The organism is Aphanizomenon sp. CS-733/32, assembly GCF_028330045.1.
GTDB classification, from domain to species: domain Bacteria; phylum Cyanobacteriota; class Cyanobacteriia; order Cyanobacteriales; family Nostocaceae; genus Dolichospermum; species Dolichospermum gracile.
The window spans coordinates 26,953-35,761 of sequence record NZ_JAQMSE010000255.1; the positions used below are offsets into that span (position 1 = coordinate 26,953).

Consider the following 8,809-nt stretch of genomic DNA (forward strand, 5'->3'; position numbering starts at 1 on the left):
CCGTAACAAGATCCCCGACTTCTTTAAGAAGTCGGGGATCTGATTCTGATTTAGATGATAGTAGAACTGGGAAGTTCTGTAACTGGTGGTTCTCCCCAAGTTTCAATTTGGTTGAATGTGTGTTTACTTAATGGATAAAACCTGATACTATCTTCAGAAGATTTTATTTGTTTGCGGAGTCTTTTTTGCAATTCACTATATTTGCTTTGACTAAGAATACATTCAAAGACTGAATATTGAACTCTTTGACCATATCCTTCTAATAAATCAGAGACTTTTTTACGTCTTTGATCACAAGTAATGTCATATACTATTACATACAATAACATTACCGGATTTGATAGGGTTTATATAGTTTACTTGGTTGATAAACAAAATCTTTGAAAGCCTTGATTTGCTGTGTCATTAAATCCCAACGTGGTTGTTTCTCTCCTTCAGAATTTTGGACTTCTTCTTCTAGGCGTTGTAAGAAATATTTGATATATTTAGGTCTGCCCGAATTATTTAAGTAGCAGCCGCTATCATGATATTCAAAATCATTGTCAATGTTCATGATTTTGGTATTGACTAACCACAGTACCAAAGAATCAATAATTGGGGCGCGAAACTCTTCAATTAAATCAGAAGTTAATGCTGCATGGCGTTCTGTTCCTTGATGTAAACAAGCATAATAGGGGTCTAATCCTTGGAGTTCAATTAGTGTTAGTAGATGATTCCATAAAATTTGATAACCAAAACTAAGCATGGCATTTACTGGGTTTCCTGGGGGACGACGACTACGGGCTAAAAAGACAAAATCAGGATTATTTAAACATTCCCCAAAAGCGTTAAAATACTGTGCAGCACCAGCACCTTCTAAACCCATTAAACGCTCGATAGTTTCTGCTTCCCCGGCTTTTTGCGCTAATACTTCTAAACTTTTAATGGTAATTTCAGCGGTTTGGGAGGGATTACGGCGTTGCTGACGTTGTAAAAAGGTGCGACTATTTTTTAATTTGGCTTGAATAATTGTTCTAGCTACTATCAATTTATCAATTGCTGTTAACTCTTGTTGATAACGAGATAGGCGACGATAACCACGCTCAATTGGCATTAATCTTCCATAACAGTATCCCATCCGAGATAAATAGGCAATGGGTATATCTCGCCAAAGACAGGTACGAATGGCTTGGGTGGTAATTTGTGATTTACCAAAGATTAATATTTGTTCTAGTAGTGGTAATTGAACTTCACCATGTACTATTTCTCCTTGTTTAACTATTAAGGTTTCAGCTTTGAGGCTAATATAACAATCTTGGCGGGAAACATAAAGTGTTCGCATATATATAAACTAAAGATTATGTTATTCTGAGATTTATGATTAATCTTTGGTGATTTGTGACTGTTGGGACATGATTTCTGCTATCATGGTTTTGATTTGGGATGGTTGCAAGAAACGCACAACACTATCTCCGGCTGTGGCATTGGCAAAGGTGGCGATGGTAACTAAGATAGTATTGATAATTACTGCTGCTAGTCCTAAAGGTGCTATTAGCAAAATAATCAGTGTAATTGTCCCATTGAGAAATGCAACCGCTAAGTTCCGCACTAAGGCAGCACGATTAGAAATATACATGGTTTAGTTGGGATTCGGTATTAATTGTACTTTTTTAAGTTAAATCACACAGAAAATTTATACAAGTGATTTCATGCGAATGACGAATTTATTTATTGGTGATGATTTATTGGCGGCGGGGTCAGGTCAATGGCGGAAATGCTGATGTTTCCGTTTACCCGGCCGATGTCTTTCTGTATAAGGGTTTCAGGGGTTTTGATTGCCTGTTTATTTTCTAAAAGCAGCCCTCAATTGATACCCCATCGCAAATGGCATCTGGACATTATGCTCTGTATGGGTTTATAATGACGGGTATCGCTTCTTTTATAGGAAGTGGAATTAATGGAAACAGTAGTAAGTAAATTCCAGAGGCGTATAGGCAGACTATCGCTTCTTTTATAGGAAGTGGAATTAATGGAAACTGGAATTAATCCTTCAGATACCTTAGTAGTCAGTCTACCTGCTCAAATCGCTTCTTTTATAGGAAGTGGAATTAATGGAAACGTTTGTATGCCTTTTAAGACTATCAATTAACTCGTCATCGCTTCTTTTATAGGAAGTGGAATTAATGGAAACCTTATCTTTGTAAGAGCAGAACTCAGCATAAGGATGTTATCGCTTCTTTTATAGGAAGTGGAATTAATGGAAACTTTAATTTAATTTGCTAGACTACAGAAAACTACCGGATCGCTTCTTTTATAGGAAGTGGAATTAATGGAAACGGACATTTAATGGTAGCTCCTTCTATCTGGTCTGCTGGTAATGAAATCGCTTCTTTTATAGGAAGTGGAATTAATGGAAACCTGACCAATGGCTCTAAGGTGAGCTAACCAAAGGATAGTATCAAATCGCTTCTTTTATAGGAAGTGGAATTAATGGAAACTTTCTTCAGTATGCTTAACAAAGGCATTTTTGTAGTTTTTGTGGGATCGCTTCTTTTATAGGAAGTGGAATTAATGGAAACTAATTGTGATAGTACAGGTAGCTGTACCACACTACCCAATCGCTTCTTTTATAGGAAGTGGAATTAATGGAAACCCTGAAATAACCTCCAATCTATCTGTTAATGCTTTGATAATATCGCTTCTTTTATAGGAAGTGGAATTAATGGAAACTAAGCTGAAGGGTATTTTTCACATATCTTTTGAGTAAGTAAAGATCGCTTCTTTTATAGGAAGTGGAATTAATGGAAACATTTCATATTTAGTTTTAGCAAAGTCTACTTCTACATCGCTTCTTTTATAGGAAGTGGAATTAATGGAAACCACTAACTGAACCTCTTATAAAAGAGGCATACTCATATCGCTTCTTTTATAGGAAGTGGAATTAATGGAAACTTTCTTTACTTACTGACCAAGGAATATCTTGACCAGTAATCGCTTCTTTTATAGGAAGTGGAATTAATGGAAACCTGGAAATAGAGCAGTGATTCAAGTAAGGTCTTGATATAAATCGCTTCTTTTATAGGAAGTGGAATTAATGGAAACCCTTTATCAGTGCAAGCTCCTGGAACTTTACCAGTAACAATCGCTTCTTTTATAGGAAGTGGAATTAATGGAAACGTGTTTACCAACTCTTCACACCACGCTTGTGGTAATCGCTTCTTTTATAGGAAGTGGAATTAATGGAAACGTTGAGAATAAACCAAGGAACTCGTTGTCAGAGATAATCGCTTCTTTTATAGAAAGTCTAATCAAGATATTAGATCCCCGATTTCTTAAAGAAGTCAGGGATCTTTGGTTTAAGGATATTTTACAAATTAATTATCAAAAATAAAGTTTCCTCATTCGCATGAGAAGTATTGAATAATCACAAAATTGAGATTATGTTGTTACACGAGATGTAAACAATATAACCAGATTGGTCAGGGAAACTCTACAATGTCAGAACAAAATAAAGATCAAGATCAAGAAATTTTACGTCAATATCTTGATTCAATTAAGGAAGAAGAAGAACGTAAAAAAGCACAAAATTTAGCACGCCTTTCTAGATTAAATATAGGGATTGCTGTTTTCCTTTCTCTTCTCATTCCTCTTGGTGGATATTGCTATACCCGACGGTGGAAAGCATTTATATGGTTTTTATTTAGTGGGGCTTTAATAGGAGTAGTAGTTGCTGGAAGTTCTCGTAATAATGAAGAAGCTATGACACGAGTTTTTGGTATAGCATCAGCTGTCGGGACAATTATTGCTCCTATTGATAATGCTTTGGCTATTTCTCGTGCGAAAAAACAGATTGAAGAATTAAGTAAATAATGTAGTTTGTAATTGTCATTAATCATTTAATTAGATCCCAGATCCCCGACTTCTTAAAGAAGTCGGGGATCTTTTCTTTTCAATCATCGAGTAGTAGTTTTTTGAAGTCAGTAGAATTAGATAAATTATGATCTAGCAAAAATTGTTGATAAATTGATTCTGACTCGATTTGTATTTTGATATATTCGATGTTAGGAAGTGTTCTTGGTCGTAATCCTGCATATTCTAAATAGCTAGGAAATTCCCATTCTCCAGGATGGTTTACTATTCCGGCTTTTACTGGATTGAGGTGAATATAGCGAGAAAGATTGACAAGATATTCAGTTTCTTGGATGTGAATACTTTGAAACCGTCCCTGAAATAATACCCCCGAAGGGTTAAACCGTTTATTAATTGCCTTTGTGTAAGCAAGAGAGAGAGATTTCATGGCATCAGATAGGGTTTCATTTCTCAGATATACCAATAAATGATAATGATTAGGCATTAAACAGTAAGCAACAATATCTACTGCATTTTTAATAAGATGTTCCTTTAGTAACCGGAGAAAATAAATATAATTCTCACGTTCAAAGAAAATATCTTGACGATTGTTACCACGATTATAAATATGATAAAAGTTACCACTTTGCCAGGGAGTTTCTCTTTGGGGCATAAATAAAAATATGGGATATTCAAATTTAATGAAATTTTACCAGATATCCGAGTTCCCAGATCCCCGACTTCTCAAAGAACTCGGGGATCTAATATCTATAAACATTGACAATATCCTCACCGATTTGTTTTAATTTATTAACTAATGATTTTGGTTTTATTACCTTCACCCCTCCTTTAAAACCAAGAATCCAGCGCAAAAGTTCCACATCATCTAAAGACCACTGAGGTAATATGACTTGAAACCGATGAGGAAAGGTTTTATTTTCTGTTTTACCAAGACAAAAAATAGATTTAGGCAAAGTTAATCTCTTACCTATGATTGGTAAAGACATTTTCATCTGTTGTGGAGGAAATCGTTTAGTTCCTTCGGCAACAAATCTAAAAATTTCATCATTAAACCACAGTTCAATGGTGACACATACTTGAGAACGTTCTTTTTTATTAATACTCAGAAATTGCTGTTGGTCTTGGGGGTTGTAACCTAAAAAAACTCCTACACTGGCTTGAGATAGTTTTTGTAACTTTTTTAAGGAACTTTCTTGTTCTTGTCGAGAACGCACTTTTGTTTGAGGTTTACCAATAAATAATCTATCTAGTCTTTCAAAACGAAATAAGCCGTGATATTCACCGGATACACATTCATAACCCAAATACCAAGCTGTGTTAGAAAAAACAATTTGTAATGGAAAAGCCAAGAAGAACCCTTCTTCATCTAGGGTAAACTTACCACCACCAGGAAAACGATTTAATTCTAACAATTGTCCTTGAGCGATCGCTTCCTCCACTGGTTGTAAATTTCTGGCTAGAGATTCTGCTGGTAAATACTCCGGGTCAATCATACTGCGATTAGCGATCGCCCGTACTGGATAAATATCACTGACCCCTAAGCGACTTTGTGCCATGCGAGTAGCAAAGGTTTCGTAAATTTCCAGTGCTATCGGGTCATTGAGACTTTGTGCTTGAGACTGGAGAACTTGAAACACCTGAGTTAATTCTAGTGCTGATAAAATTGCCGTTCCCGCAAAATAACCATCTCGCATAGAAAAATTATGTAATATTTTATATGGTTTAAGGACTTTTTCTATATCTTTACGGACAGAATCTAAAGTATTACCCTCAATAATCTCATATTCTTGCAGTGCGGACAGTAAAGTTTTAAAACTTCCCTGTCCAGAATTGGATAAAAACGGATGATGTAAGATGAACCTAATAGTTTGCAATAATCTCTGAAACGCTGGTAAATCTGAGTAGGGATGAGTTACCACGGAAACGGAAGCGGTCAGAGAAACAGCGCCAGGGGAGATAGGGAGATGGGAAGGTGAAGAAATAGAATTAACACCAATGAGGGAATTTTGCTGCAACCATAGTAAATTAGAGGCGATCGCAATTTCATCTGCATAGATATTGCCATATAATTGGCTGATACAAGCGGTGATTTCTTCTAGTGAACTGGTAAATCGAGGGATTTTACCCAAAATGCTGGCTAATAAACTGGGGTGAGTTGCTTGCAGATTACCAATTCCCGGATAGTTAATGATCAAGGAAATTAGATACATCAATCGCTCAAAATCCAGCAATTTACTGTAAGCATGAAAAGTAATTTGACTATTACGGTTGTTGCGGTTAATGAGACTACGAGAAAGCTGTTGAATTTGGGTAGAGATTTGGTGACAGTTGAACTTTGCAGACGTGACATCAACTTCCTTAACTGCTGCAAACCCTTCAGCGGCGATTGGTGGAAAATCTTGCAGCGATCGGTACATACTCTCAATTACCACCTCTGGAACTTGACGGGTGCGCTGTTGATTCCATCCTTTACAAGTTAGCAAAGGGGTTTTTAAGTACCACCCCATCCATAAAACCGGGGAAGCGATGGCTAATTTTAACTTTTCTAATAAATCCAGTCGCCACGCACGCTTGACATTAGTGGCATCATAGACTACAGCATTATTTTGAGCCAATGCTGCTGTGATTTGAGAAATTACTGCTGCTTCTATATCTATCCAATCACCCTGAATAGTGGTATCCCCATAGAGTTCTTGACGAATAACATCAGTAGAAACAATGCAATAATTCCCCAACTTAGCTAATTCAGTAGCAAAAGTGGACTTACCGCTACCAGGGACACCGATAAGGAAATGACAGATGGGAGGAGTAGACATTTTCTTCCATACTCAATAAAACTTATTTTATATTGTCTGCATTTAACAAACCTCAAAGTCTAGTGTTTTCAAGCGAATCACGAATTTATTACCATATTGTCCTAGTAAATTTCGTCATTATTTCGTAGCATAAAGCACAAATAATTAGCATTAAAAAGGTGCATTACATTAATGCACGATACAGGATCAGCGATCGCGTTCGCAAAGCGTCCCGGAGGGAACTAGCGCGACCTAGGAATCGCACTACCGAAGACTTTACTTAAACTACATTGAAATTTTCACGCCGACTAACTACCAATAGTCCATATTGTCAACATCGCTTTCTCGATCAATATCTTCAGTTTCTATTTTTAAGCCGTTAGACTGAGAACAGAAATAACAATCAGGTGTTTCTAGATACTTTGTGTCTGTTTGATGCCAAACGGAATTAGGAAACTCATAAATCCAATCAATGCCAGCATCTAAGTTGAGAAAACCGCTTACCATTCCGTGAATTACACCAACTCCGGTACTAGCACAAATACTATTTAACCAAAATACTGCTGGGTCGTTGACTCCTTCCATATAGCCTGCGCGATTCACCATTTGATTGATTTGTACAGGTGCGGATTCGACGGCTGCTTTTTGCAGGCTAATAATATTACCGCACATCAAACACCAATTACCTCCCAAAGGTGGAACGGTGACACGACAAAACATTCGTGGTGTATGGTCAGATGGGTTGATATCAATGTGACTACCCAAACAAAGCAGAGGACGCATATATGTCAATGCTAATTCCTGAGCTTGTTTGCGGGAGAGATGATTATCTGTTGCTACTACGATTAAATCAGATAGGGCTATTTCTGTCTGAGTTATTTCGTTATTACATAATGTGGGGATAGCTTTGACATTAGAACCTGTGGGGTAGATTTTTTTAATTAAATATTTGACATAATCAACTTTATACCATTGTTGCTCAACCATTTTGGGGGTAGCTCCTGGCATTCGATTTAGATTGACTGTTTCCAGGCGATCGCTGTCAATTAAGACCCAATTTTTTACTCCCAATCGCCCTAATGATTCGGCAAAATTTGCGCCGATTCCACCGCAACCAATGAGGCTAATTTTGAGTTCATGAAGTTCCTTTTGACAGGCATCACCAAATATTTTTTGTCTAGCAAACATCAGATTTTGATGATTATAGGAATTTTGCTGGCTAAAAACTGATTTCATCGTAGATGGGATGAGGTTTTTTGAGGAGAAATTTGAAATTCTTGTATTATCAAAGTCGTTTTTGGATTGATGATTAAATGACTTATCAAATTCTTCTCCTACCATATTTAAGGCCAAATCGTCATCAAAATTACCTATTTTTAGGTATGAATTACAAAAATCAACATGATAATAATTTTTGCCTCTTCTGTTCCAGATCCGGAATTTACCTTTTTGTAATGACTGGTTGAAGACTCCAGAAATTAACCGGATTTTTTGAGAAAATTTATGAGTCAGAAAATTAGCATATTCTGATTCGTAATAATCATCAACAGATGAAAATTCAGGCATGAACTCGCCAACATGGGTGTGAATGTGAACCACGTGCAGTCCATCTTGAAGATACTTTTCTAATATGTAGGAATGGAATTCTTGTGCCAATACTAAGCCACTATTTGATTGTAATTCATAACAATCTTGCAAAGGAACTACCCAAGCTTTAGGAATGTAGCGAATTTTCAGTTTGGAGATTTGATGGCTTTTACAGAAAAAGAAGCCAATGACTTCTTCATTAATATTTCGAGATTCTAACATACTTTTGCAAAATTCCTGCCACATTTTTGGAGGTATGTGTAGTAAATATTCTGGGAGTTGATTCTGAGATTTCATTGGATACTTTTCGTAATTTTATGAAGATGTGATTAATTCCAGATCATGTATTTATACCAATTCCTAATTAAGAAAATCCAACAGATCGGGGTTTATGGGTTTGAATCTGTTGTCGAATTTTAGGAATTGGTATTATCGCAATTAAGTAGAACGGCTTGAATAACTCAAAGTTTGTAGTGAGGAATTTATTCCTCATTTGAGAACTGAATTTCTCACTACGAAATCATCTCAAGATTTTTTACATTACTTAATCGTCGCTATTAATTGCATGACGTGCAGTA

Annotated in this window: 7 protein-coding genes and 1 CRISPR repeat array; of the genes, 1 reads left to right on the forward strand and 6 read right to left on the reverse strand. The window is 36.4% G+C overall.

Annotated elements, in window-relative coordinates; all coding sequences use genetic code 11:
* Positions 1-50: 50 nt before the first annotated feature.
* From cas2 to csx18, 3 genes are read right to left on the reverse strand one after another with little or no spacing between them, the layout of a single operon-like run.
* Complete coding sequence (cas2, locus tag PN471_RS22735) at positions 51-329, reverse strand: CRISPR-associated endonuclease Cas2 (RefSeq protein ID WP_271778756.1); 279 nt, start codon at positions 327-329, stop codon at positions 51-53.
* Entirely contained in the window at positions 329-1,321 is a 993-nt protein-coding gene (cas1, locus tag PN471_RS22740) for a CRISPR-associated endonuclease Cas1 (RefSeq protein WP_271778757.1), read from the reverse strand. The genes cas2 and cas1 overlap by 1 nt, the downstream gene beginning before the upstream one ends.
* A 39-nt stretch (positions 1,322-1,360) precedes the next feature.
* Positions 1,361-1,615, reverse strand: a complete 255-nt coding sequence (csx18, locus tag PN471_RS22745) for a CRISPR-associated protein Csx18 (RefSeq protein WP_035082455.1) — start codon at positions 1,613-1,615, stop codon at positions 1,361-1,363.
* A 293-nt stretch (positions 1,616-1,908) separates the two neighbouring features.
* Positions 1,909-3,226: a CRISPR direct-repeat array (repeat unit 36 nt; unit sequence ATCGCTTCTTTTATAGGAAGTGGAATTAATGGAAAC).
* Between the two features lie 248 nt (positions 3,227-3,474).
* Here csx18 and PN471_RS22750 point away from each other — a divergent pair.
* A complete protein-coding gene (locus tag PN471_RS22750; RefSeq protein WP_271778758.1) occupies positions 3,475-3,849 on the forward strand; it encodes a hypothetical protein in 375 nt (124 codons plus the stop codon).
* 79 nt (positions 3,850-3,928) lie between these two features.
* Here the strand turns inward: PN471_RS22750 and PN471_RS22755 are convergent, their stop codons facing one another.
* The 3 genes from PN471_RS22755 to PN471_RS22765 form a co-directional block, all read right to left on the reverse strand.
* A complete protein-coding gene (locus tag PN471_RS22755; RefSeq protein ID WP_271778759.1) occupies positions 3,929-4,501 on the reverse strand; it encodes an REP-associated tyrosine transposase in 573 nt (190 codons plus the stop codon).
* A gap of 88 nt (positions 4,502-4,589) precedes the next feature.
* A complete protein-coding gene (locus PN471_RS22760) occupies positions 4,590-6,665 on the reverse strand; it encodes a WYL domain-containing protein (RefSeq protein WP_271778760.1) in 2,076 nt (691 codons plus the stop codon).
* A 291-nt stretch (positions 6,666-6,956) separates the two neighbouring features.
* A complete protein-coding gene (locus PN471_RS22765) occupies positions 6,957-8,528 on the reverse strand; it encodes a ThiF family adenylyltransferase (protein WP_271778761.1) in 1,572 nt (523 codons plus the stop codon).
* Between the last annotated feature and the right edge of the window lie 281 nt (positions 8,529-8,809).

Excerpts from the sequence above, each read along its gene's own strand:
- cas2 (WP_271778756.1), bottom strand. The coding sequence starts at position 329 with ATGTTATTGTATGTAATAGTATATGACATTACTTGTGATCAAAGACGT.
- cas1 (WP_271778757.1), bottom strand. The coding sequence starts at position 1,321 with ATGCGAACACTTTATGTTTCCCGCCAAGATTGTTATATTAGCCTCAAA.
- csx18 (WP_035082455.1), bottom strand. The coding sequence starts at position 1,615 with ATGTATATTTCTAATCGTGCTGCCTTAGTGCGGAACTTAGCGGTTGCA.
- PN471_RS22750 (WP_271778758.1), top strand. The coding sequence starts at position 3,475 with ATGTCAGAACAAAATAAAGATCAAGATCAAGAAATTTTACGTCAATAT.
- PN471_RS22755 (WP_271778759.1), bottom strand. The coding sequence starts at position 4,501 with ATGCCCCAAAGAGAAACTCCCTGGCAAAGTGGTAACTTTTATCATATT.
- PN471_RS22760 (WP_271778760.1), bottom strand. The coding sequence starts at position 6,665 with ATGTCTACTCCTCCCATCTGTCATTTCCTTATCGGTGTCCCTGGTAGC.
- PN471_RS22765 (WP_271778761.1), bottom strand. The coding sequence starts at position 8,528 with ATGAAATCTCAGAATCAACTCCCAGAATATTTACTACACATACCTCCA.